This window comes from Shewanella psychrophila, assembly GCF_002005305.1.
GTDB classification, from domain to species: Bacteria; Pseudomonadota; Gammaproteobacteria; order Enterobacterales; family Shewanellaceae; genus Shewanella; species Shewanella psychrophila.
The window spans coordinates 3,196,880-3,222,067 of sequence record NZ_CP014782.1; the positions used below are offsets into that span (position 1 = coordinate 3,196,880).

The window sequence follows — 25,188 nt, forward strand, 5'->3', positions numbered from 1 at the left end:
CTACAGCCAGATTTAGATTAAATCCCCTGTAGCCCTTATTTTATCAATATTTTTTCTTAACTTACCGGCATTACTGCAAACGCAGCCTTTTTTAGTTTTTCAACCCAAAAGTATCAAGGATTAACGCGTAACCTTCACCTCGGGCTCATTGAGCATAGCCAAAATAGGGTTACTTTCCATCACCTTGCCTTTCAATAAAGTACCTATGATAAGCCCGGCCACAAATCCGCCGATATGCGCCCAATAGGCAACGCCTTCCCCTGCCATCATTAAACCAAGAATATTGAACACCAACCAAATAGCAAAAAATGCCATAGGGCTCAATTTCTTCTGATAAACGACAAACATAAAGGTCAAACTCGCATGACGGAACCAGAGCAAATACATGCCAAACAGCCCGGCAATGGCACCGCTGGCTCCCACCATATAGATACCAGATGTTGGATCGGCAGCAATTTGAGCCGCCGCTGCAGCAAGACCACATAGGAGATATAGGCCTAAAAATCGTAATCGTCCTAAAGAGTCTTCAAGATTGTCTCCTACCACATAGAGGAAATACATATTGCCAGCAAGATGTATCAGGTCCCCATGGAGGAACATATGACTCAACAGGGTCCATGTATGAGTGCCGCTGACAATGTCACTAGCTCGCATGGCAAAGTGATCAAACACACTGTCTGTCATCTCAAAATCGAAACCATATGCCGCAAAGATACAAATATTCAATGCTAATAATAGATAAGTGATCGATGGTTGACGCTTAGGCTTAATATTAAATTCCACAGGCATTTGCGAAAGAAACTGAAACAACCAGGTCTTGGTGCTTATTTTGGCATCTAACTCAGCCAATAACGCTTTAACCTTAGGCGATTGAACCACTTTAGTTCGCTCATGTTCATCTATCCAGACCCCACTACATGTATGGCAAACATCAAGCTCAATCTGATAACCATCCATCAGATGGTAATGCTCCATGGTGCAATCACAATGGGCACACTGTCTCTTAGAATGCCCTAAGTGCTGGCCTAGAGTTTCTTCAACACGCACACAGTCATCGCCATTGTCTGCGTTAGAGAGTGCTCGGTTAAGCTCACCATTTTCAAACCAAATGCCACCACAAGCCTGGCAACTATCGACTTCCTCTCCGTGAAAGTCATACACTTTCATCTGGATGCTACTGCATCCTGGACATTTCATTGTCATCTCTAAATCCTTTTACTCGACGATAATATCGGCACTTTTCAGCTCTATTGCCAGGGCTGAATAATTGTTTTTCAATGCCGGTAATGTTTGTTCAGTGACTCTTTGAGTTAATTTTTTTAACTGTTCAGCGCCGTACTTTGCCCCATAAAAACGATTTTCTATCTTAGTTACTATTTCCTTCGACTCCATATAGAAGCGTCTGGTTTCAGACAATATCCGACTCGGCGTTTCCAAGGTATAGGGAGAAAAACGCATGTTTTCCCAGATGAAAGATGCCATTTGAGGATGAATCGCCTTGAGATCATATGGAGATTTAGCAGAAATAAGATCAGCATATTCATTGATGGTTTTAACGTTATCACTAACTTCATCATAGAGTGCGTGACGTAAGTAATAGTTATTTTGTTTATTGGTCAGATTATCGAAAGCTAATGCTTGGGATAAGCCCTCTTGAGCAGCTAAATAGACACCGACGATAGTCGCGATGATCATAAAGACCTGACTGATCCAAAAACTGGTTTTTATCAGTTCTCGGTTATCAAGTTGCGGAAAACGTTTTACTGTTTCAGTTGTAGCTAGTGGCTTAGGTTTGATCTCCATATCGTGCACGACTCCTTGATGTTGCACCTAATGAACAAATGTAGGCTCATAACCTCGTGAATCAAATCGAGTACATATGAAGCCTTCTAGGATTAAACACCGGAAAGAATAACTGAGCCCCTACATATCTGCTAGCCTTAATCCATGATTTTACAAACGAGCCAAGATCAAAGCCTCGCACCTAACCAACTGAAAGACAGATACAAAAGAGTCCTTTTCGCCAGAAGAACATAGTGTTTTTCAGTCATTAAGGTTAAAACAGCAAACCCGCTTGCATAAAATATCGGCATCTGGTTATATAATGCCAGATTCAAGAATATTCATGAGTGAGTAACAAGGAGTTGTTAATATGCAAGCATCGGCCATCAGTTCTTTCGCAGATTTCGATGATAGAAGGATCACTCAGCCAAACATAGACCAGCACTGGCATAGGCTCTCAACAGCACAGAGATTCGCGTTTTATACCCTGGCAAAACTTGGCTATCAGCTATTATTCGTCAGACAAGCCAAAAATGAAAAAACCGCAGTGGCGAGACAGGATGGACAATTGGTCACCATAGACAGTGAGGGTGATATCGATTTTAATCCCACTCTAGTGTTGCGCGAGAATCGATAATTAAAATCTGCAGATATCCACCTAGGTATCAATAAGTTCAATAAGAAAAGGAGCATAAAGCTCCTTTTTTGTTCTGCAAAATAGCCTATGCCGCCTCAGCCTCAACGCCACAGCCTTGAGATAGCAAGATCACCGCACTTCTTCCCAGCAGATCATTGAAGGTGCCTTCTCCCAGTGAGCCCAAATTTGATATTGCGGTATCTCTGGCAGTATCTATCGCCTTAAACATGGTGATATCTTTATTAGAATAGCCACACAGGCTAAAAAATAGACGTAATACGGCGCAGAAACGATGGCTCCCAAGGGCTTTCATCCAAGATGTTTCCAATGCCGATAGCGTCGAAAAGTCCAAATCATGAATAAAGAGACTTGCGATATTGGCATCTAAACGGATCAAGAACTCTGCTTTACGAGGAAAATGATGGCTGATGCCAGTACGACTGATCCCGGTCGCCTCAGACAAGGTGGTATAGGACATGGACTCATAGCCAATCGATAGAACCTGCTGTAACGCCTCATCCAAAATTTGCTTTATAGTTTGCTCGGTTTGCGCTTTTGAACGTTTGGCCATAACTGCTCCCCCAATCTCAATTCAATACTTACTTTTTGTACCCTACTAGTTCTAAGATGCTACCAAACCACATAAGCGAATACTTGAGTAACTAAGCCTTTGGCTGAGGTATCGGATACTTGTTCAGCTAAGGTTCAGTTTGAAAAGTTAGGAGGTCAGCTTAAAAAGCAGGATTTGTCTCAGTATCTATTTACATACTTTGCTGCTGCAGCCATTGGTTCGCGCCGTTTCTTCCAAGCAAACTCACTAAAGTAGACTCAAAATACTGACGAAGGGCTGGCTTACGCCAATACATATAACTGGGAAGGTGTAGCGATGCTTGAGTGCTGAAACTCCTATGTATTAAACTGGAGAATTCATCCAGAGTATCTTGATCCAATTGCTCGAGTTGAGGTAAAAAATCACTCATCAAGGATTCGAAAGTCCTAAATCGATTTAACTCCTCAAAGCTATAATGGCCTAACAATTGAGATAACACAGGCACAGTCCAATGAGACATAAAGGACACATCTTTCATCACATCGATATTTCTTCTGTGATATTGCTGCCAGGCCAAGTCTAATCCTAGTGTTTCTCTCGCCGTTCGCCAAACTAAATAGCAGTCCGCAACCCATTCGTGTTGATAGCTTGAAAGCTTCCCCATCAGCCCCTTACCTACTAAATTTGCCGCTTCTAGATGACCGAGTTCATGCCATAGAGTCACTTTTTTCGACTCAACTAAGGGGAAAGAATGCAGCTCACCTGAAAGATCTACCAAAATGCTATTCGGGATATAAGAAGGAGAGATGAGTATCAGGCCCGATATATCTCTGTCCGCAACAGGTAACACCATGGCTCCTCTCAGCCCCATGGCATGATTAAGCCCATCTGCAGTGCTCGGCAGCTGTTGCCGCACATGAGGAGATAAATTAGCGAGACAGGATTCCATCTGCGTCACCTGACACACGAGTGCTTGCTTCACCCCGACATCGGTCCAATAAAGGCTAGGACTCAAAACCAGTGCGAGCCAAATCACAGTTCAACCTTAAGGGAACTGATGATTTCAATACTCAAGAAGACCTCAGCGTTCACCAGCTCAGATAGTGCAAATTCGAGCAGAGAAACCTTCATAAAACACGCTCTTAATCTTTAGGGTTATTACATGATTGTACCTAATTTTATTGACCAGTAGCAGTGAGAATATTCAGTGATTTTCAACTTTTATAGGACTAATTACGTTAGAATAAACGCTCTTTATTCTCATATTAGAGTTTTCCGTGGTAGAAAAAGCCCAATTCTCAACACATCTGTATCACCCCAAATACTGGCTACTCTGGTTCGGTATAGGTTTGATGCGTCTGACACAACTACTCCCCCTATGGCTACAGATGAAACTTGGTAGTCTTATAGGCCGATTAGCAAAAGCCGCCATGGGCAGTCGAGTCAACACTGCCAAGCGTAATTTGGAACTTTGCTTCCCCGAGATGAGTGCTAGCGAGCGTCAAGACTTACTGAAGCTAAATTTTAAAGAAACCGGTAAGGCCATCTTCGATACTATCAATGCCTGGTGGTGGTCCGATGCTAAGGTGCAAAAGCACATGACTATAACTGGCCAAGAACATGTCGAAAATACACTCGATGACGGCCATGGGGTGATCCTGTTCGCCGTGCATTGTCTGCCCCTGGAGATGGGCGCAAGAATTTTTGGTCAGTTTCAGCCCGGCGTAGGTGTCTACCGTCCACACAACAACCCAGTCCTAGAATATCTCCAGGTTAGAGGACGACTGCGTTCTAATAAGGCGCTAGTGTCTAAACGAGATCTGCGTAAGATGGTGCGCTGTCTGAGAAACCCGGATGTTATCTGGTACACGGCAGATCAAGATTTCGGCCGTTCCAGTGCCACCTTTATTCCCTTTTTCGCCATGCAAGAAGCGGCAACGATCACAGGGGCTACCACCTTGGCACGATTGGGCAAGGCTAAGGTATTGCCCTTCAGTGTGGTCCGAAATGCCGATGATAAAGGCTACACCATAGAGATCATGCCAGCCCTCGATGACTTCCCTGGGGAAAATGAGGTTGTAGATGCTAAGCGAGGCAATAAGATCATCGAAGGGATAATTAACCGCTGTCCGAGTCAGTATATGTGGCTACATCGCCGCTTCAAGACACGCCCTCACAAGGATGATCCTTCGGTATATTAAGTGATAAAATGAAAATGGAATTCAGTCTTAAAAATTATCTGCTAGCCTACACTTTTTGCCTATACGCTTTTATAAGCCCTAACACCTTGGCAGAAGAGTTGAGTCTGAAGCAACTGGCAGCGCCTCTGTACCAATTAGAGCAAAAAATCGACTACCAGACATTAGACAATGGACTCCAGATAAGATTACTCCCCATGGATAACACCTTGAGTGTGTCTATTGCCAGCCAGTTCAGTGTCGGCTCCAGAGATGAAAATTCCGGACAAACCGGTTATGCACATCTTTTTGAACACATGCTATTTAAGGGCAGTAAAAATGCCCCCGGCGACAGCTACGCCCAGACAATGAGCTCACTCAGCGGCCAATTCAATGCCTCTACCTTCTTCGATTTCACCAACTACTATTTGACGATTCCATCTGAAGCCCTCGAGCTCGCTCTATGGCTAGAAGCCGACCGTTTCATTCGCCCAGCCTTAACTCAAGAGACAGTAACAAATCAGCAGGCGACCGTGTTAGAGGAGATGGCCACCAGCATAGATAATCAGCCCTATGTGCGCAAGGCGATGGAGTTTCTATTAGAGCAAGCCCAAGGCTCCCCCTATCAACATGCGGTTATTGGCTCTAAGCAAGATATAGTACAATCGACTACAGCAAGCCTAAATCAATTCCATCAAAACCATTATCGCCCGGACGCTATGCAGCTCAGCATAGTCGGTGGCCTTCCGGCTCAAACCACAGATTGGATTCATTCACTCTTCGGAGACTGGACTCAACCTTCCACAGCCGTTAAGACTCATCAAGAGTACATTTTTGACAACAAGCCCGTTCGCGGAGAGGTCATCGACAGCCGGGGCCCCTGGCCCGCAATACTGCTTGCCTGGCATACCGTAGGACAAGCTCATCGTGATGCTGCAGCCATCACTTTACTCGAAGGCTATCTGTTTCAAAATCGAAATAGCATCATCAAGCAAAGTGGCTTAAAAGATCCGGATCAACTGCTCACCTACTCTATACCTTTATCCATGGAGCATATGGGGGTTACCAACCTGGTCATGGTGCCAAGGGCCAAAAGCTCTCTCGACCAACTGGCAGAGAATATCGAGCAGATGATAAATGAAGTCACCAGTCAAGGAGTAAGCCAGAGCGAACTGATTCAATTGAAGGCCCAATGGATCAACCTTAAACTCAGGCAAGTCGATAGCCCTTCTTCATTGGCAAGGGCTCTATCGGCAACTTTACCTCAAGATAGCCTTGCTCCTCTAACTGGCCCCTGGGAACGCATAAATGCAGTGTCGGCAGCCGATATTCAGAGGGTAGCCAATCGCTACTTTTCTCACGGCTATGTAAGGCTAGACCTACTGCCACCTTGGTATATCAGGTGGGGGAAAGCCTTACTGGAATGGCTTCCCGGTGGGCTAACCGACAGCTTAGAGGATAGTGCTTTATGATCTGCTTTAATAAACATAGCGTTAACTTGTCAAGATACCTACTTAGCATCTTGCTGTTACTGTCGCTCTTTGGCTGCCAACAGACAAAATTAGTGTTCACCGAAGAGAAGCCTGCGGTAACACCAACATTTAACCAGCTCGAAGGAGCACCTCAGTTGCAGAGTCTACACTCCCAACATCAACAATCTCCAACTACAGAGTCTCTACCTTCACTGACTCCCTCAAAACAGCAGCAAGATACAGTCCGGCCTGAATTGAACCTAAATACCGAATCATGGGCTCCGGAAGTTCATTTACTGGTATCTGACTTTACCCTGCATCTCTTCCCGGCTAGCCCATCAAAGCTTAATTATGTCGAGCTTGTATTGATAAATTCAGACAAGCCCTTTAACAACATAGATATTCTCAATACAGCACTCAATGAGCACGCACTCTGGTTAGCGACTCAGCATCAAATCTCATGTATCGAGAGCCTTCTAATTAGAGCAAAAATGCACAGCATTAGCATAAAAATGGCCTGCCCAGCCGAAGAAATACCACAATCACTGAGCATACTCGCCGGCAGTTGGCAGGAGTCAGCATTTGAGCATATTGATATAGATAATGTCCGTAGAAAGCTAAGGCTCAATAAGCATATCAATGCCTATAGCGGTGCAGAAATTGATAAAGTATGGGCTAATATTATATTGGGAAATAAGCATCCTTATAATCAGGCACTCAACAATCAAGACCTTCAGGATGAGCTAAGCCTTAGCGAGCTATCTGAGCTACAGCAAGAGATACGAGCAGGTGCTACCTGGCATCTGTTTATGTCACGGCCATCGAATGAACGAGTCTCCGAACCAGTCCAATCCAATATCCTTACTCAGGAAGACTTGATAGAAGAGGCTAGAATATTAGCCAAACAGTTAACTCGCGCACCAAATATTAGTGAGAATAAAAACACCAGAGCCCCTATTGCATCAACAAATTTTCCGGAAAAAAATGATACTAAGCGCTTTCTCAATACACACAAGACCATCTACCTGATAGATGCACCAGGTGCCGTGCAGACACAGGTGAGAGTGGGATATCGACTACCACTTTCAGCTAGTTCTAGTTCTGATACATTGGAGCATGAATTTTCATCTAGCCATCCCCTAAGTTGCCAGCTACTCGCCGATTGGCTGGGTCGCAGTTTTTCAGGTCGTCTCTACTATGACTTGAGAGAAAAGCGAGGACTCACCTATGGTATCTATGGCCGCTGTTTCGATAACCCTCAATCTCGTACACTCAAGTTTTATGGCAACACACAACTGCAGCACACAGGGGCATTTGTATCAGGCATTCTAGCTCACCTTCAACTCACCACCGAACAAGAAATAGCAAGCGCCGAACTATCGGCATTGAAGACCTTTGAGGAAAGTAAGTACACGCTAACCATGCAGTCCCAGTACTCGAGTAAAATACAGTATATTAAACAACTGACACTCAAACGCAGCAGCAAAGACTTAGCTAATATTCAAAATCAGATAAGAGAATTGACCGATAATGAGCTAATGCAAATGTCTCAGTCTGTTTTCGGCGAACCTCCCTACATCTTACTCAGAGGCGATGCCGATAAAATTAGTGGCGATCTAAGAGATAAATTACCCGACTGGCACATTGAAAAGATAGAACCTTAAGTTACTTTAGGCCCCTCAGCTGCTAACGGGTAACAGATAATACCAATTGATGTATAGAGTTAAGCATTCACTGAATCAAATCATATCAGTTGTCTCTTCTTTAAAACGGCACAACTGATATACTGCGCCCATCCCCAATCGATATATCCAGTCAATATGAGCCTCTCTCCTCTCGTTAAATATCGGCAGAAATTAACTCAGCTAGACTTTAGCTTCGACCCCAAGCAAGAGCAGGCGGTGACTTTACTCGATAATCTGTTCGAACAGCTCAACTCACCACGCAAAGCGATTCCTGCAAATTCGATTAAAGGAGTCTATCTCTGGGGGGATGTGGGCCGGGGTAAGACCATGTTAATGGATCTTTTCTGCGACGCCCTAGGTAAAGAGCATACATTGAGACTGCACTTTCATCGATTTATGGCGCGGATCCATAAAGAGATGTTGGCTGAATCCGGTAAAAGGGATCCCTTAGTTCGCATCGCTAAACGAATTGCCAAAGAGTGTGAGGTGATCTGCTTCGATGAGTTTTTCGTCTCTGACATAGGTGACGCCATGATCCTCGGCACCCTGTTCGAAGCGCTATACAAAGAAGGCGTGATCTTAGTCGCCACCTCCAACATACCTATCCCCCGCCTGTATGAATCAGGGCTGCAAAGAGACCGCTTTTTACCTACGATTACTTTGTTACAGGCTCACTGCAACGAGTTTCACTTAGATGGCATGGAAGATCATCGGCTGCGCTCCCTGGAATTTAAACAGACATACTTCTTAGCCCATCAAACCGACTTTAATGAATTTTTTACTTCGAAAACTGATGGGAATTCCCATGCCAATGAGTCGATAAAGATCTTAGGCCGAAACATACCTGTCATCAGAGTCAGTGATAACCAGGCCTGGTTTAGCTTCGATGCTCTGTGCGATGGCCCCAGATCTCAACTTGACTATATTGAATTGGCCAGTCGATTCGATACTCTTTTCGTCAGCGATATTCCCGTGCTCGGCGGTCAGCCTAAATCTTGGATCCGTGCCAGAGGCACGGAAGATGGCTCTATCGCCACCGAAACAGGTGAACGTCAACTCTCCTACGCTGTGGGTGACGATCCAGCCAGGCGCTTTATTGCATTAATAGATGAACTTTATGATCAGCGAGTCAATCTCTACCTGTCAGCCGAGGTTCCTCTGGAGGAACTATACAGCGAAGGTGCACTGAGTTTCGAGTTCAGACGAACCTTCAGCCGCTTACAAGAAATGCAATCCAAAGAATATGCCGCTAGCTCGAATCGACTAGTGGCTTGAGCCTCTAAGCAATAAACGCTCTATTGTTCCCAATCTAAGTAAAGATATTGGTTTAACGCTATTTTTCCTTCAGAGCTACTGAATTCATGATAGTGAACTAGTATTTAAGAGATAGATTTTCGCTAGGGGGCACAATGATTCAATTTTCCAGTATTCGACATCAGATATTACTCTTCGGTACCGCGAGTTTACTCGTAGTAACCATAGCAATCATAGGCTATGGATATCTGTCGAACCAATCACTGCGCCATGAAGTACATAACAGCGTGCTCAATCAAGCCAAAGAGCAAGTAATTGAAAATATTAATTTATCCACGCAGCAAGAGGCGCTGAAAATCAATGCTGCCTTTGACCATGCCATGGATATTGCTACCTCTGTTGCTGGAGGATTATTCCCTGAAGCACCTGGGCTAACCCGGGCCCAAGTCAACAGCATGCTTAAGAATTTAGTGGAAAACAATCACGACATCTTAGGTATCTATACGGGTTGGGAAGCCGATAAATTCGACGGCTCAGATACCTTTAATACTGACAACAAATACTCGCAACCCGATGGCAAGTTCGCCCCCTACTGGACACGTTCGGCCTCGGGGAAGATAGATATCCAACCCTTAAGTGATTTCTACACTGAAAAATTAACCCCTACCGGAATAAGAAACTCTGAGTGGTATCTGTGCCCAATGGAGAGCCGCGCTCCCTGTGTTGTCGATCCCGCCTCCTATAAGGTTCAAGGGGTGGATACCCTACTCAGCTCATTTGTTGCACCTATTATTCGTAACAGCAGCTACGTTGGTATGGTTGGGGTCGACTACTCACTCAACTTCCTCCAACAACTAGCAACTCAAGCGGCCTCAAACCTTTATGGTGGAGCCGCTAGGGTGATAATTCTCAGTCCCAGAGGGCTCGTCAGTGCCGACAGCACTAATAAGGACAACATCAGTAAGGTCGCCACTAACACAGATATTACCGGTCTAATGTCGGCCAGACAGAAGCAACAAACATCCATTAGTGACACCAGTATTATCGCCAGTAAAACATTTGCGGTGACTGGCACCAATGCCCAGTGGGAGATTTTAATACAAGTGCCAAAAGAGCTAGCACTAACTAAGGCTAATGAAATAGTCGAACAGTTGGAAACAGGCTTTGCCTCTAACCTTAACGGTCAACTCCTTGTAGGTTTTGTTGCTGCTCTTTTAGGCATGCTACTCATCTGGTTTATGTCCGGCTCTATCAACCGACCCATTCGAGAATTGGTCGATGTGGTCGCTAATTTGACCCAATCTGGTGGCGATCTAACTCAAGAAATAAAAATCAAACGTAGCGACGAGACTGGTCAGCTTGCCGCTCACCTTAATACCTTTATTGCCAATGTTCGCTCTATTGTCTCAGATGTCGCTAAAAGCATGGGTGAACTAACCCTAAGTTCCGAACGTAATGCTGGCTTATCAGAGTCCGGAAGAGAACAGATAAGCAAGCAGCAGATGGAGATAGAGCAAGTCGTAACCGCCACCAATGAGATGTCGTCCACCGCCCACAGTGTCTCCGATAATGCTCAGGTCACCGCCGATTCAGTATCTACGACTCAGGAATCTGTTTCCAGAGGGCAGGAGGTGGTCAAAGCTAACGCCGATGGATTGCAGTCTTTGTCTGAACATGTAAACCATGCCTCTAATGAGATAATCGATCTTGAGAAGCAGACTGAGAGTATTGGCTCTATCTTAGATGTGATCCGCAACATCTCAGAACAAACCAACTTATTAGCACTCAACGCCGCCATCGAAGCCGCTAGAGCCGGTGAACAAGGTCGAGGGTTTGCCGTAGTTGCCGACGAAGTCAGGGTATTAGCGACCCGAACCGCGGACTCTACCGACGAGATCCAGCAGATGATAGATTCCCTCCGCAGCAAGAGTAAACAGGCGGTGAATACTATGTCTCAAAGCAAAGAACTCAGCCAAACCTGCCTGACCCATGCTAAGCAAGCCGTATTCGAGCTCGATGAAGTCAATAATCAAAGTAGTAAAATTCAGGATATGGCACATCAAATTGCCAGCGCGGCTGAGGAACAAGCCGCAGTGACCGAAGAGGTTAATCGAAACATAGTAGCCATTAATGACGCCGCCGAATCTCTGGCACAAGGAGCGGTTTCGGCCCAAGAGGAAAGCAGCAGCTCTGCCAGACTGGTAGATGAGGTCAACGAGAAAATAAATCATTTCCGATACTGACTTCAGCTGATATTTCGTCTACATCACACCACTAAAGGGCTCATAATATGAGCCCAAAGCCCGTGAGTAAACGGCGTTCATATGCACTATTTACTGCGGGTTTAGATCTGGTATATTTTTAAATTTTTTTCAGCATATTTATTGCTTTTTTATCGAATCGAACAAGACTTAAGAGGAGAACTACATAAAGACGGGAGTTAGAAATGAGCAGAAAACTCTTGATATTATTATTCGTTTTAACAAGCAGTTTAACCGCCTGTGGACAAGACCCTCTGGTAAAACGCCAGGTCATCTCCATTGCACCCATGGATCAAGAAAATCTATTATTACAAATAGATAAACATATAAGTCTCACCCCAAGACCCAAAGAGACCTACCCTTTCCCGATCGAACTCGGTGAAGTAGGCCCCGCCGATAGCCTCTACTCGGGTAAGCGCCAATATCCTTTTTACTGCATGACCTTAGACGCTGGAATAGGCCAACCTCTGGTGGATAATCAAGAGGGCTATGGTGTCAAAGTTTACGATGAAAACGACAAGAAAATTGGCTATAGCAAAGACTGTATGGTCACTTCAAGAATCGACTACTTCTACACCTTAACTGGCACAGATAAAATACGTAGCTATGACCTCGACAATCCACCAGCAAGATCTGAGATAGCAATCACAGAGATCAAGGGAAAACCTGTTCCTGAGATCTTTCGTTTAGAGAGAGGGAGCATCAACCGCTATATTTATTTTATTGCCATGTTAGTCCCCGAGACCAGCTTAGGAGATAGGGACACTAAACAATATTGGAATAATAAACTCATCTATCAATTTAAAGGCGGAGCCAGTATAGGTTTTCGACAGGGACAGATGGGGGCTAGCCGATTTATTAATCGTCGGCATACCCTTTTAAGACAAGGCTATGCCGTTATAGGTTCAAGTGGCAACAATACCAGCTACAGCTATAACATGCTACTCGCCGAAGATACTGCCAGAAGAGTCAAGGCACAATTTATTTCACTCTATGGCGAGCCACTTTATACCTTAGGTATCGGTGGCTCAGGTGGCGGACTCGCCCAGTACCTTATTGCCCAAAACAGCACAGGGGTTTTAGATGGGCTAATGCCAATTTATAGCTTCCCAGATATGGTGTCACAATCGATATTTCTGCTAGATTGCGATCTGCTGCAGCACTACTTTAATGTCACGGATAACGGCAATAGCAAGTGGAAAGACTGGGAGCAGAGAGAGAATATCGAGGGCATGAATGGTATTAATGGTTTCGATCATCCCTATACCTTCTTAGTCCCCCTTAATCAAATGTTTGCAGGTGCCTGGCCTTCCATGCCCAATGGCAGTAGCGAATGCGTCTACTCCTGGTTTATCGCCGCAACTTTCTTTTACAACCCTAAGCAAGGCTTCGTTAAGCCTTACTTCTCCGATGAGGTTAAAGAGCAGGTCAACTGGACTTACTGGCAAGATCTAGCCCAGATCTACGGCACTGACAATAATGGTTTTGCACGCACAACCTGGGGAAATGAAGGCGTTCAATATGGCCTGAGGGCGATGCAGCAAGGCGATATAAGCATAGATGAGTTTATTCACCTCAATCAGTATATCGGTTCATGGGTTCCCCAGGACAAGATGCGCAAAGAGACAGCCTTCACTCCATTGGGAATGAAGTTTCCCATCTGGTTAAGCCTGTGGAGCCGAAATAACATCACCGAGCCTAAATCCCATGTGGCTAAACGAAAACCATCCGATCCCCAAGCGATCGGCAATGGCTATAAATATGGACAAATCTTCATCGGCAAGGCCGAGCTTCCTATCTTGGAGATCCGTCACTATTTGGAAGATGATCTTAATATGCACCACACCTTAGCCTCCTTCGAAACTCGACTAAGGATCCAGGAATATCAAGGACACAATGAGAACCAAGTGGTATGGATATCCCATAAAGATCACATTCCTATCGATAAAGGCATAGCATTTCTTGATCGATGGCTATTGGCCATAAGGGCCTCCGAAGATAAAGACCCTATCACCAGCAAACCCATAGATTTAACCGATGCCTGCATAGATTATCAGGGTAAGGTGCAATTTGAAGGGGAAGATGTTTGGGATGGTAAGTGGAACAATCAGCCAGCGGGAAAATGCAGTAAAATATACCCCATCTACAGCAATATTCGTGTACAGGCTGGGGGTCCCTGGGCCGGCAGTATCTTCAAGTGTGGACGTATTCCTGTTGGTGATGCCATAGAACAAGGTTTATACGGTAATGTCTCCATGCAGGCTTACCAGGGTCAATTAGAGAATATATTCCCCGATGGGGTTTGTGACTATAGCCAAGGTGATATTGGTAAGCCAGATCTCGGCTTAACACCGACGCTACAGGCCCGAAAAAACAAGCACTCCAATCAATCACCTATGGCTGCTGGCAGCAGACAAAAATCTGAACACTGAATGGATATTAATGTCATTGTTATTATGCGGTTTATCTTAGTAATCTCATGTTAAGCCGCTTTGAATAATAACTTACTTTGGGACAGCTTACTTTAGCAAAAGTAAGCTGTAGAAATAGATTAGTGGCCAATTTGTGCAGATGTTATAGGAAATGGGAGCAGCTCAGAAATGTTCACATTTTCTTGGGTCATGCTGGGGTTATCGACAAAAACCTAAGTCTTTTACTCCTGATGGGGGGTAAAATTAGTGCTTAAATAATGTCTACTATAGAGTACTGCTAAGCCTATCAAGGGCATTAACATGGTGTATTGACCGGCAATAAACGCAAAATCAATTAAGATTAACGCCGACAAAAATACCATCTTCTCATCGAACTCTCGCTTCTGATTTTCCCCACTCAGTACCAATGATATAATAGTTATTCCTAAGAGGAAAATAGCCGTATTAAGCACACTAGATAGTCGTCTCTTCTCAAGCTCAACTTTATAATTAGGATCCTTGTGTAGTTTTCTCAAGGCTTCGAGCCTAGCTGTCACACTCTCTCGAGTATTCACCTTATCATTGCTTTTAATATCCCCGGTTTTAATACCACTGGTATTGGACAGATTAGCTTTAACACCCCGACCTAAATTATTTGTGCCTACCTCGGCCATAGCAGGGTTAGTCACACTGGAAAATTCATTGTAACTACTTATAGCGATAGTATTTTTTGTTTCAGAACTGGGACTTTGAGGTTTTTCTAATTGAACTTGAGCTATTGCACGAATATCAGACATCGATACTCTGTGCTCTACGGCGACTCTGCCATAGGCCTGTTCGGTACCGTATACATGAGCCTCATCAGACAGAGATACATGTTCAAGCTTGCCTGTGTAGAAGATGACAGCTAGGTAGCATAAGACAATGGCTAAACCTAACAGCAGGTTTCTTCTTATAAAATACATACCATCTCCATAACTTTCGCTAATTGTTTCGAGTAAAAACAGCTAATCGCTGTCGCCGTTAGCCAAAGTATAGTCAAAGAAATTAGAAGCAAACAAACCGGCAACTAAGTAGTAACATCTTGATATCTTAATCTTAGAAAGACAATCTATAATGGCTGGTGGGTAACAATTTGATGCATAGGTTGCAAGAGTCATGAATAAATAGCAGTTCCCCCTATACACTAAATTCCTATGGTGGCACTTCTTTCAGCGTTAAAAAATCACGAAAAATAAAACCCTTTTCTGTTTTCCATGCGTTTATAACTTCAGAGCTTTTACTTTTTATTATTAAGATTGGAGTCATTAAGCATGAACAAAACACTAGTAGCCGCACTGATATCTGGCAGCCTTATCTTTACCTCTCCCCTTATTCAAGCTGCTGAGCTAAATTTCCCTCATCTGGAAACAGTGGGAAGCAGTCAGCTCGAGGTTGAAGCTGATATGGCAGAGATCAATGTCGAAGTCGCAGTCAAAGAGAAAACTGCTAAGGCCGCGAAAGACACCTCTGACAAGGCTGTAGCCAAATTTATTGCCCGTTTAAAGCAAGCAGGGATTTCGAGAGACAAGATCCAGAGTGCCAACTTAAATTTGCAGCCACAGTATCATTACCAGAAAGACAAGCCCGCAGAGCTGACAGGCTATAGCGCAAGCAGAAGTCTGATCGTCACAGTCGATGATCTGTCTCGCCTTAATGAGATCTTAGACTCGGCGCTCGAAGAGGGCATCAACAAAATAAACAGCATAGCCCTCAAGACCAGCAAGGAAGAGGAGTACATGGATAAAGCTCGCCTGGCTGCCATCGCTGATGCTCAGCAAAAAGCCAAGAAACTTGCCGAAGGATTCGGTGAAAAGATCAAGGGGATCTGGGAGATCCGTTACTTAAATCAGCGCCCGGTTCAACCAGTGATGTATAGGATGAATGCCGCTCCTAGCTATGACGTTGCCGAGAGCTATCAACAGGGCCAGGTCAGCATCCGAGACAGAGTCGAAGTAATTTATAAACTAAAGTAAGACTCAGCTAAAAGCCTAATACTCTCCTACAGACAGAGATATAGTTAAAATGAGCCTATGGATTGATTTCCATAGGCTCATTTTAATGATCTTCCTTGGTAGGTTATTTTAAGAAAGTCAGCCTGTTGTTACCCTCAATACCACTAAGAATCGCATATTGGCCATTAACTAACGTCAAGCCTTGTGGGTTTTCGATTCCAGAAAAAGCCATGGCAGACTCCAGGTTATTGCTTGCCATAACCATAACCATAACCAAGATTTGATGACTAGTGTGATTAAGCAAATACGCTTTATCCTCAGCGAGGACTAAACCTATGATCATAGGGTAATCACCAGAAGTATTGCCTATTTTCGCTTCGCTATTGAGTTCATAGTCTTCACCGCTTAAGCGTGAAACAACAAAGTTATTACGCACCTTCACCGGTAGAGTGATGGTTAGATATTCCTGCTTTTTCTCATCCCACCCCAAGCTAGCGATATAATTATACTTAGCTCTCACCGTTGAAAATCGGCTACGCTTAAGCTCCCTCACCCCGTCTGCACCCTCCATAAATAGCCAATAGCTATCTTCAACTTTTGCAATTTCATCATAGGCAAGACGAACAAAACTCTTATGATCTGTGGTAATAAGTACACTTGAATCACCATCGAATACCACAGCAGTAAGATTTGAGAACTCAACCGAGAAAGCACCATCGAGCAATACGGATGCGAGTACAGTCTTAAGATCGCCACTTAAGAAATAGACCCCGTTGTTGCTAATCACAACAGTATGCATATCACGAACCGAGCTATAGCTGACTCCGGTAACTAGTCCCTTTATCTCAGCAGGTAAGCTCACCGAATTAAGGGCTGTCCAGCGATGTTTATCTGCTTTTTCGCTGAGTTTATCTCCCTGTAACACCAAGAGCACAGAGGCAAATAACAAGACAACGATGAACACAAGCATGACCCAGACATAGGTATGCACACCAAAGATGGTTGGACCGAAGCCTTGACCTATATCTCTGAGTATATGATTCGAACTGTGGCGGTAACCCGCCCATAAATCATAAACCGATGCAAAAACTAAGGCACCTAAATACTTAGGTTTAAGGCCGTAATGCATGATAAATATCCTGTAAAATCAATGCACTTTTTAAAACTTGCGAGGAATATTAAATTAACCCGAATTTCGTGACACTGTTATCAATTGCAACATGGATAAACGTGATATAAATTTTAATGCTATCAGTTCTTTATCCTATGAGATCCAAACTAACAATGGCCACACATTTGTGACAAACTAATGAAGCGAATAAAAACGAGCAATCATCACAACAAAGGAGGCTACGTGAAACTTCTATTGGCAATATCACTTAGTCTCTGCCTGACTAGCATGGGCTGTAGTAAACCCATAGCCAAACAGGTACCAGATTCAATTCATAGATATGTTAATGACAACTTGATCGATGCAGAGCTGTCCAGGGATGCCAAACTTGCTGTCACCTTAAGCCGCACCCGAGAGCTGTCAGTGTGGAGTAACGCCTCCAAAGCTCTGCTACATCGATGGCAGGCACAAGACTTCGGTGAGGCCACTTACCTGGTATCACTTTCAGGAAATAATCAGTATCTGGCGACGGCGGGAAAGCATCTGATCTCAATATTTGATCTCCACAGCGGTCAACTCGAGGTCTCCTGGCTTGCACAAGGCTTCGATACCGATGCCAGCATCTCCAGCCTGTACCTGAGTCAAAGCGGAAAGCGAGTCATTATAGGTATGAGTGAAGGCTCAGTGCTCACCGTCAATCTCCAGAGCAAGCAATTGTCTATGTTTAAGCTCCATGATGGCCCTGTCGGCCATGCGGAATTTAACTCATACGACGAACGAATATTATCGGCAGCCCATGATGGACATGCACTCATTTGGGCCAGTAGTAATGGACAAGTTATCAAGGACTTTAGCCTGCCACAACGTATCACCAGCATCAGTTTCGATGAAGCTGACCGTAGACTATTTATCGCCGATGCCTTAGATAATCACATCATAGCCGACTCGCACTCTGGGGAGAGTATCGGCCAGTTAAGCTTTCTGGGACGCTATAGCTATTTTAGGCAGGCGTTATTTGTCGACCGAGGCAAGACACTTATCACCGCCACTTCAAAGCAGAAAATAATGAGTTGGAATATCAACTCAGGTAAGGAAAGGAAGCACTGGAACATCACGGCGTTTACCGCCGGAGCCACAGTGCTGGATATGACCATAAGCCCAGACGGCCAGCTAGTGACCTTAAGCTCGGACGGCGCCTTGGAACACTGGGACTACTGACCCCATTATCTAGAAATAGTTAAACATTGAGTGATTCAAAACAGATTTAAACCGAACGCCTGCTTCACTGAGCTTAGCACTCGATTCGACTCTTCCTGAGCCTGCTCGGTCCCTTGCTTTAATATCTCAATCAGCTGCGCCTTATCATCGATAAATACGGCTCTTTGTTCACGAATCGGTCTCAAGGTTTCCTGCAGGCACTCCTCCAAAATTTTCTTGGTAGTGCCATCCCCTAGACCGCCACTGCGATACCGCTCCTTCAGTCCATTGATATAATCGACATCCGGATGAAATGCATCTAAATAGGTAAACACCACATTTTCCTCCACCTTGCCAGGGTCTTCCACACGCAGATGCTCAGGGTCGGTATACATGGACTTGACCGCCTTAGCTATCTCCCGCTCACTGGCAATTGCCCATAGATTTAGACATCTTGCTGCGACCATCGGTACTGGGCAGACGGGAAACCTTACTCAACAGAGGCTTACACTCGTTTAAGACGCCGCGACCTGCAATATGGTTCAGCCTCCTGACGATCTCATTAGTCTGCTCTAACATAGGTAATTGATCTTCCCCAACTGGCACCAAAGTGGCATTAAATGCCGTGATATCGGCCGCCTGACTGATGGGATAGGTTAAGAAACCCGCTGGAATGCTGCGACCAAAAGACTTAGATTGGATCTCATTTTTCACCGTGGGGTTACGCTCTAGTCTGGCAATAGATACCAGATTAGAATAGTACATGGTGAGCTCAGCCAGCGCCGGAATAGCAGACTGCAGACAGATCCTGGTCTTTAAAGGATCGATTCCAACGGCAAGGTAATCGGCCACCACATTAACAATATTCGATGCCACCTTATGCGGCTGATGACCATTATCGGTCAGGCCCTGCATATCTGCCACTAAGATTGTCTGATGATACACATCTTGCAACTTGACCCTCTGTTGCAAAGAGCCGACATAATGGCCTAAATGCAGCTGACCCGTAGCGCGATCCCCCGTTAGCACCTTCTCTTTTGTCGCGCTTAACTCGGCTTCAGCCCGAAGCGGTTCATGTTTATTTGAACAGCTTACTTCGATCGAATCGATTGGTTTTAGATTGGGGTTAGCATTTGATTTTACTTGCATAATTGACTCCTGATTAATACCACCGGAGACACTATGACTGAGATCCATTAGCTACCATCCGGCGGCTTATGAACATGATGAAATGTGCCGCTCTAAAGAAGAGAGCGCCACCAAGATAGTTGAGGATTGTAACTGAGGAAAATCGTTTTCATAGTCTCAGGTTATCAAGCTCATTCCATTGGAACAAGCTAAAAAGAGATTAAAAATTATTTATTTTCTTTTGACTGCCCCTTGGCATAATTGGCTTTGTTATTCAGCTTAAGCTTATTGGCCAAGGGCTCGATAGCGCCGCCCTGGAGCAGTATCGAAAACATCACTATAAAGAACACCATATGTACAAGATCTATTGCGCCTTCCACACCTGCGGCGGCAGGGATCAAGGAAAACACTATGGGTGTAGCCCCCTTGAGGCCAATAGATGAAATGAACAAACGCTTACGCCAACTTGCCTCTCTAAAGGGCAAGTAACAGAGCTGTACTGCCAAGGGCCGAGCCACAAACATGAGTAAGGCCGCAGGAATAAGCGACAAAAAGAACACTGAAAACAGAGTCTGAGGGAAAATTTGTAATCCTAAAATGATAAACATCAGCGACTGAGCCAGCCAAGAGAGGCTATTGAAAAAATGCTTATTGACCTCTTTACCCCGCTTAATGCCGTTACCTATCACCACACCCACCACATAGGAGGCGATTAAGATGTTACCACCAGCCAAATCGCTGCCGTAGGCCGCTATGATAAAGCTCGCCAACACGAATACAGGTATTAAGCCATATTCTTCTAAATGTATGGTGTTGAGCAGGTAAACGGCGAGCTTTCCTACCAGATAGGCAATGATGACCCCAGCGCCTAACTGGATCAGCAGAGTCTGAGCGATCTCCCAACCTGAAATGGCCTTGTCGGGAGCTAAGGCGATACCGGTTAAAATAACCACCATGACCAGAGCTACCGGATCATTAGTCGCCGATTCAAATTCGAGTACAGTATCAGTCTTCTCTTTTAACTTTAGCTTCTTAGATTCTAAAATTGAGAACACGGCGGCGGCATCAGTGGAGGAAACGATCGCCGCAAATAACAAGCAGATAACTAGGCTCCACTCGGTCAACGGATATAACAGAGCCGCTAAGATTAACGTCGTAAACAAGACCCCGAGCGTCGAAAGTACCCCGCCCTCTTTGTAGGCTAACTTGATGCTCTCATTTGAGGTGTTAATGCCACCAACAAATACAATAATATTCAGCGCAACGGCCCCCACCATAGAAGTCACTGCCAAGTTATCGTAAACGAAATTAAACTCGCCATTGCCAAGCGCTAACCCTACTCCCATAAAAATCAACAGAGAGGGGATCCCTAAGGTTTTCGAGGGGTGGTGCAATAGGATGCCTATTGCGATCAACACGGCGATTCCCAATAGGAGTATTTCGTATGACATATATGTCCAAGTCCTCTATGTAAAAAATGAGAGTGAGAATTCAGGCGACAACAAGACCAGTCTAATTCTGTTTTAAGTTTATGAGGGTTAAGGGTTAAGGGTTAAGGGTTAAGGGTTAAGGGTGAAATTCTGAGTATAGGCTAACTAAACGTTCTATTAAAAATGCGAACTAAGAAGCAGTGAGAAACCTGTCACCGATCAGTGACTTTGAGACGGCTATTCTACACTATTTATCACCAGTTTTTAAGACGTTAACCAATAGATTAACGAACAATAATGTATCGTCTTAGGCGATTATTGCCAAAGAATAAACAAGTATAAGCTAAAAAAAAGGCGCCAGAGAATGATGTCCCTAGCACCTAGTTAGTCTATACCAATCGCTATAAGCTCAAATGTCTCGAGTTAAGCCTTAACTTTCTTATGCAAATAAGGCATCACCAGCAGTACTACGCCAACGATGAGGAATGGCACACTCAACCATTGACCAGCACTCAAGGTCATCCCCTCGGCGTAAGCAGCCTGCTTAACCTTGACGAACTCTATAGCGAAACGAGCACTGAACACCAAAACCAGGAACAGGCCAAAGATAGCGCCTTCTTTCTGCTTCATTTCGGTGTATTTGTAAACCGCCCATAGACCAATAAAGATCAGCAAGTAGGCGACGGCTTCATAAAGCTGAGCCGGATGACGAGGTAACATATCGACGCGCTCGAAGACGATAGCCCAAGGTACATTGCTCGGTAGGCCTAATATCTCTGAGTTCATAAAATTGGCCATACGTACAAAGAAACCAAATATGGCAGTGGCTATAGCTAATCTATCCAGCAAGAACAAGAAAGGCATATCCATCTTACGACGGTAATAATAGAGCGCAAGAATAGCGCCTAAACCGCCGCCGTGGCTGGCCAATCCTCCTTCCCATATAGCAAAAATCTTCAGTGGGTTACTGAAGTAATAGGCTGGGTCATAGAAAATACAGTGAGCCAGACGAGCACCGACGATAATGCCAATCACACAATACATCAGCAGATTATCTAACGACTCGACAGGCAGCTTTTCCTTGATATAGATGCGCTTCATCACCTGAAAACCACAGGCGATAGCCGTCGCGAACAAGGCACCATACCAATGCACTTTAAGCCCCATAAAGGAGATTAATACGGGGTCGACGTTCCAAACAAAATGATCCAAAATTCAGCCTTCCAGTTTCTTTTTAAGAGTAGAGAGATTTAGCTTCTTTGGGCTGTTTTACGCTGAACTTAGTAACTTGGCAAGTTTTCTTAGGATATCCACATGGCTATTTGAGCCAAGTAGGAACTTTATGGCTAAACTTCGATACCTTCGACTTGGCTTCGACGCTCCAATAGTGTCACATCTCTCCAGATACCATCCATCTTACCTAACCTATCTCTGGTGCCTAAAACGGTAAAGCCACACTTCTTATGAATATGCAGACTCGCTTCATTCTCGGGAAAAATACCAGCCTGAAGAGACCAAAATCCAGCGACTTCGGACAGCTTTATCAACTCAAGCAGCAGACTAGTCCCAACACCTAACCCTTTAGCCGAGCTGCTGATATAGATGCTCACCTCTGCCACTCCGGCATACACGGCTCTATTTGAGATACTAGATAAGGCTGCCCAACCGATGAGTCCTCCACTTCGCTCTGCGACGATTCTACATCCTTTGAGCATAGCCTCATCCCATTCAGGCCAACTTTTAGTCTTTTTCTCAAACGTCGCATTACCGGTTTTGATCCCTTGAAGATAAATCTTCTGCACTTGCTCAAAATCTCCTTCAACAAACTCTCTAATCTGGGCCATTATCTATGCGCTTCCTTCTGACCTGCATGAAACTGAGCTTTCTCAACCTTTTTATATTAAGTCTTATTTTATATACCTTACTTTATCAATCTGTACCCTTGCAGATCCATTACTTATAGGGCTGCGGTTTACAGACCAACTCTTTATAAAAGAGCACAGTAGCATCTAACTCGCCACAAGAGCTAAGTGCGAAGCTAGGGATCTCACCGACTTTCACATAACCCAACTTAGAGTACATGCCTTCGGCTATGTCCCCTTTCTTGGTATCGAGCACTAATAGACTGCGAGATAAGGAAAAAGCCAAAGCCTCTACTCTTTGCATTAAAAGTCTAGCGACTCCCAGGCCTCTAGCTTGAGTGTGTACCATCAGCTTCTCTATCTCAGCTCTATGCAATCCATTGGCCTTATTTGATACAGAAAGCTGCACCGAGCCAACCAACTTGCCACTCAAACGCGCTACCAATAGATAACGAGCCCCCTTATTGATATCAGCTTGCACTCCACACCAGTACTCTTGTGACTCTATCTGAGAAAATGGGCGAAGAAAGCCCACCGATGCACCACTATCGACACAGTCACAGAGCAAGAGAACTAGCTGACTTTTAATGACGCTATCACTTACATCAAAAGTAATATCTACAATTTCAATACCTTGAACATCACAACAAACTTTAATCACTCAATATCCCCTAGTTAATCGTTTCCCAGACTTAATAGCTCGCGACTTACTTCAGCAAAAGATAAGCCAACTAATCGGTATAAATCCGTTGCTAGAACTGAATGCAGTATCTTGCTAATGCTGGATAACTATATTAATGGGCGAGTAAAGCTCGAGGGTACATGTCAGGGGGGAGCAGGTTCGAGTCACCTGATAGTAAAGATGGATCTCAGTGAGCCAAACTGAGTTCGGCTCACTGTACTTTTAAAGGTTGCGATTTAGTCAGCAAGTACACTAAATAACCGATTAAATTTTTCTAAACCTTCATAGATTAACTCATCAGATATGGTCAAGGCGGGCAAGAAACGAATAACATTGCCGTAGAAGCCACAAGCAAGCAAGATAAGCCCATGCTCGGCCGCCTTGCCAATAATGGCTTGAGTCAAGGCGGTATTAGCCTGCTCATTGTCACCGTCGATAACCAGCTCGATGGCAATCATTGCCCCTTGATTACGTACTTCACCTATCAAGTTTGGATATCTAGATTGCAGCAAACTCAGTTGCTCATTGAAGATTTGGCCTATCTGATCTGCGCGCTGAACCAGATTTTCCTCTTCAACCACCTCGAGCACCGCAAGTGCAGCAACACAGCCAACGGGAGAACCGCCATAGGTACCGCCAAGGCCACCAGGTAGAGGCGCATCCATTATCTCACTCTTGCCAACAACCGCAGCGATAGGAAAACCACCGGCAATACCTTTAGCCATAGTGATCAAGTCAGGCTCAACATCCCCATGATCGAAACTGAACATCTTACCAGTGCGGCCAAAGCCCGTCTGAATTTCATCAGCAATCAAGACGATCCCATGTTGATCGCATAAAGCACGTAACGCCTGCAAAAACTCGGCTGGTGCCGCATAAAAGCCACCTTCGCCCTGAACTGGCTCAACGATAATTGCCGCCACATCGCTTGGTGCGATATCCACCTTGAATAGATTTTCAATCGCCTTGAGTGAGTCTTTTATCGACACATCATGATAGGCAGTTGGAAACGGTGCATGGAAAATATCACCAGGAAACGGTCCAAACAGATGCTTATAAGGACTAATTTTTCCCGTTAGCGCCATGGTTAAATTTGTTCGACCATGGAAACCACCGTTAAAGGCTATAACGCCGCGGCGACCAGTATGCGCTCTGGCTATCTTGACGCAATTCTCTACCGCCTCTGCGCCAGTAGTCACAAAAATGGCCTTTTTCTCACTAGATCCAGGTGCTATCTCGGTCAGCTTTTCCGCTAACTCAACCGCTGATTCATAGGGATTGATCATCACACAGGTATGGCTGAACTTATCTAGCTGCTCCTTGACTGCTGCGACCACTTTCGGATGGCTATGACCGGTATTACACACGGCAATACCAGTACCAAAATCGATATAACGATTGCCGTCCACATCCCAAAGCTCGGCATTATCCGCTTTATCCACATACACTGGATAGACATTGCCTTGACCACGGGCGATAACTTTAACCTTTCTCTCTTGTAAGCTACTGTTTGTCATTGTTATTGTCCTAATTTATTCAATCCTAAGCCTGAAAA

20 protein-coding genes and 1 pseudogene are annotated in these 25,188 nt (G+C 44.7%); 9 read left to right on the top strand and 12 right to left on the bottom strand.

Translation table 11 applies throughout. The features are described from left to right. Window positions 1-120: 120 nt before the first annotated feature. Together sps_RS13800 and sps_RS13805 are read right to left on the bottom strand one after the other, a co-directional pair. Window positions 121-1,203 carry a rhomboid family intramembrane serine protease gene (locus sps_RS13800; RefSeq protein WP_077753060.1) on the bottom strand — a complete coding sequence of 361 codons (1,083 nt, stop codon included), beginning with the start codon at window positions 1,201-1,203 and terminating at the stop codon, window positions 121-123. A 12-nt stretch (window positions 1,204-1,215) separates the two neighbouring features. Beyond that, complete coding sequence (locus sps_RS13805; RefSeq protein WP_077753061.1) at window positions 1,216-1,803, bottom strand: hypothetical protein; 588 nt, start codon at window positions 1,801-1,803, stop codon at window positions 1,216-1,218. A gap of 349 nt (window positions 1,804-2,152) precedes the next feature. Between sps_RS13805 and sps_RS13810 the strand changes: the two genes are divergently transcribed. Next, the gene (locus sps_RS13810; protein ID WP_077753062.1) at window positions 2,153-2,419 is read left to right on the top strand and encodes a hypothetical protein; all 267 of its coding nucleotides are present in this window, start codon (window positions 2,153-2,155) and stop codon (window positions 2,417-2,419) included. A gap of 85 nt (window positions 2,420-2,504) precedes the next feature. Here the strand turns inward: sps_RS13810 and sps_RS13815 are convergent, their stop codons facing one another. Together sps_RS13815 and sps_RS13820 are read right to left on the bottom strand one after the other, a co-directional pair. Beyond that, window positions 2,505-2,990 carry a TetR family transcriptional regulator gene (locus sps_RS13815; RefSeq protein ID WP_077753063.1) on the bottom strand — a complete coding sequence of 162 codons (486 nt, stop codon included), beginning with the start codon at window positions 2,988-2,990 and terminating at the stop codon, window positions 2,505-2,507. A 190-nt stretch (window positions 2,991-3,180) separates the two neighbouring features. Further along, a complete protein-coding gene (locus sps_RS13820; protein WP_077753064.1) occupies window positions 3,181-4,005 on the bottom strand; it encodes a hypothetical protein in 825 nt (274 codons plus the stop codon). 241 nt (window positions 4,006-4,246) lie between these two features. Here sps_RS13820 and sps_RS13825 point away from each other — a divergent pair, with 241 nt between their 5' ends. The 6 genes from sps_RS13825 (at window position 4,247) to sps_RS13850 (ending at window position 14,250) form a co-directional block, all read left to right on the top strand. Then, a complete protein-coding gene (locus tag sps_RS13825) occupies window positions 4,247-5,170 on the top strand; it encodes an LpxL/LpxP family Kdo(2)-lipid IV(A) lauroyl/palmitoleoyl acyltransferase (protein ID WP_077753065.1) in 924 nt (307 codons plus the stop codon). An 8-nt stretch (window positions 5,171-5,178) separates the two neighbouring features. Continuing rightward, window positions 5,179-6,618 (top strand): M16 family metallopeptidase, encoded by a 1,440-nt coding sequence (locus tag sps_RS13830; protein WP_077753066.1) that lies wholly within the window; start codon window positions 5,179-5,181, stop codon window positions 6,616-6,618. Further along, window positions 6,615-8,282 carry an insulinase family protein gene (locus sps_RS13835; RefSeq protein WP_077753067.1) on the top strand — a complete coding sequence of 556 codons (1,668 nt, stop codon included), beginning with the start codon at window positions 6,615-6,617 and terminating at the stop codon, window positions 8,280-8,282. Before sps_RS13830 ends, sps_RS13835 begins: the two co-directional genes overlap by 4 nt. 156 nt (window positions 8,283-8,438) lie before the next feature. Beyond that, the gene (gene zapE, locus sps_RS13840) at window positions 8,439-9,578 is read left to right on the top strand and encodes a cell division protein ZapE (protein ID WP_077753068.1); all 1,140 of its coding nucleotides are present in this window, start codon (window positions 8,439-8,441) and stop codon (window positions 9,576-9,578) included. Window positions 9,579-9,712: 134 nt separating this feature from the next. Beyond that, on the top strand, window positions 9,713-11,800 hold the full coding sequence (locus tag sps_RS13845; protein ID WP_077753069.1) for a methyl-accepting chemotaxis protein: 2,088 nt from the start codon (window positions 9,713-9,715) through the stop codon (window positions 11,798-11,800). A 203-nt stretch (window positions 11,801-12,003) separates the two neighbouring features. Further along, window positions 12,004-14,250 carry a DUF6351 family protein gene (locus tag sps_RS13850; RefSeq protein WP_077753070.1) on the top strand — a complete coding sequence of 749 codons (2,247 nt, stop codon included), beginning with the start codon at window positions 12,004-12,006 and terminating at the stop codon, window positions 14,248-14,250. Between the two features lie 221 nt (window positions 14,251-14,471). Here the strand turns inward: sps_RS13850 and sps_RS13855 are convergent, their stop codons facing one another. After that, on the bottom strand, window positions 14,472-15,194 hold the full coding sequence (locus tag sps_RS13855) for a hypothetical protein (protein ID WP_077753071.1): 723 nt from the start codon (window positions 15,192-15,194) through the stop codon (window positions 14,472-14,474). A gap of 348 nt (window positions 15,195-15,542) precedes the next feature. Here sps_RS13855 and sps_RS13860 point away from each other — a divergent pair, with 348 nt between their 5' ends. After that, complete coding sequence (locus sps_RS13860; RefSeq protein ID WP_077753072.1) at window positions 15,543-16,244, top strand: oxidative stress defense protein; 702 nt, start codon at window positions 15,543-15,545, stop codon at window positions 16,242-16,244. Between the two features lie 103 nt (window positions 16,245-16,347). Here sps_RS13860 and sps_RS13865 read toward each other — a convergent pair whose 3' ends face one another. After that, window positions 16,348-17,352: a hypothetical protein gene (locus sps_RS13865; RefSeq protein ID WP_077753073.1), complete on the bottom strand. Its 1,005-nt coding sequence runs from the start codon at window positions 17,350-17,352 to the stop codon at window positions 16,348-16,350. A 225-nt stretch (window positions 17,353-17,577) separates the two neighbouring features. Here sps_RS13865 and sps_RS13870 point away from each other — a divergent pair, with 225 nt between their 5' ends. Then, window positions 17,578-18,552, top strand: a complete 975-nt coding sequence (locus tag sps_RS13870) for a WD40 repeat domain-containing protein (RefSeq protein WP_237157837.1) — start codon at window positions 17,578-17,580, stop codon at window positions 18,550-18,552. Window positions 18,553-18,587: 35 nt separating this feature from the next. Here the strand turns inward: sps_RS13870 and trpS are convergent. The 6 genes and pseudogenes from trpS to gabT form a co-directional block, all read right to left on the bottom strand. After that, window positions 18,588-19,560, bottom strand: a pseudogene (gene trpS, locus sps_RS13875) (tryptophan--tRNA ligase). Between the two features lie 326 nt (window positions 19,561-19,886). Beyond that, a complete protein-coding gene (locus tag sps_RS13880) occupies window positions 19,887-21,110 on the bottom strand; it encodes a potassium/proton antiporter (RefSeq protein ID WP_077753074.1) in 1,224 nt (407 codons plus the stop codon). A 402-nt stretch (window positions 21,111-21,512) separates the two neighbouring features. After that, complete coding sequence (gene lgt / locus sps_RS13885) at window positions 21,513-22,301, bottom strand: prolipoprotein diacylglyceryl transferase (protein ID WP_077753075.1); 789 nt, start codon at window positions 22,299-22,301, stop codon at window positions 21,513-21,515. 134 nt (window positions 22,302-22,435) lie between these two features. Beyond that, the gene (locus sps_RS13890) at window positions 22,436-22,933 is read right to left on the bottom strand and encodes a GNAT family N-acetyltransferase (RefSeq protein WP_077753076.1); all 498 of its coding nucleotides are present in this window, start codon (window positions 22,931-22,933) and stop codon (window positions 22,436-22,438) included. Between the two features lie 109 nt (window positions 22,934-23,042). Continuing rightward, window positions 23,043-23,612 (bottom strand): GNAT family N-acetyltransferase, encoded by a 570-nt coding sequence (locus sps_RS13895; RefSeq protein ID WP_237157838.1) that lies wholly within the window; start codon window positions 23,610-23,612, stop codon window positions 23,043-23,045. Window positions 23,613-23,869: 257 nt separating this feature from the next. Further along, entirely contained in the window at window positions 23,870-25,150 is a 1,281-nt protein-coding gene (gene gabT / locus sps_RS13900) for a 4-aminobutyrate--2-oxoglutarate transaminase (RefSeq protein WP_077753077.1), read from the bottom strand. Between the last annotated feature and the right edge of the window lie 38 nt (window positions 25,151-25,188).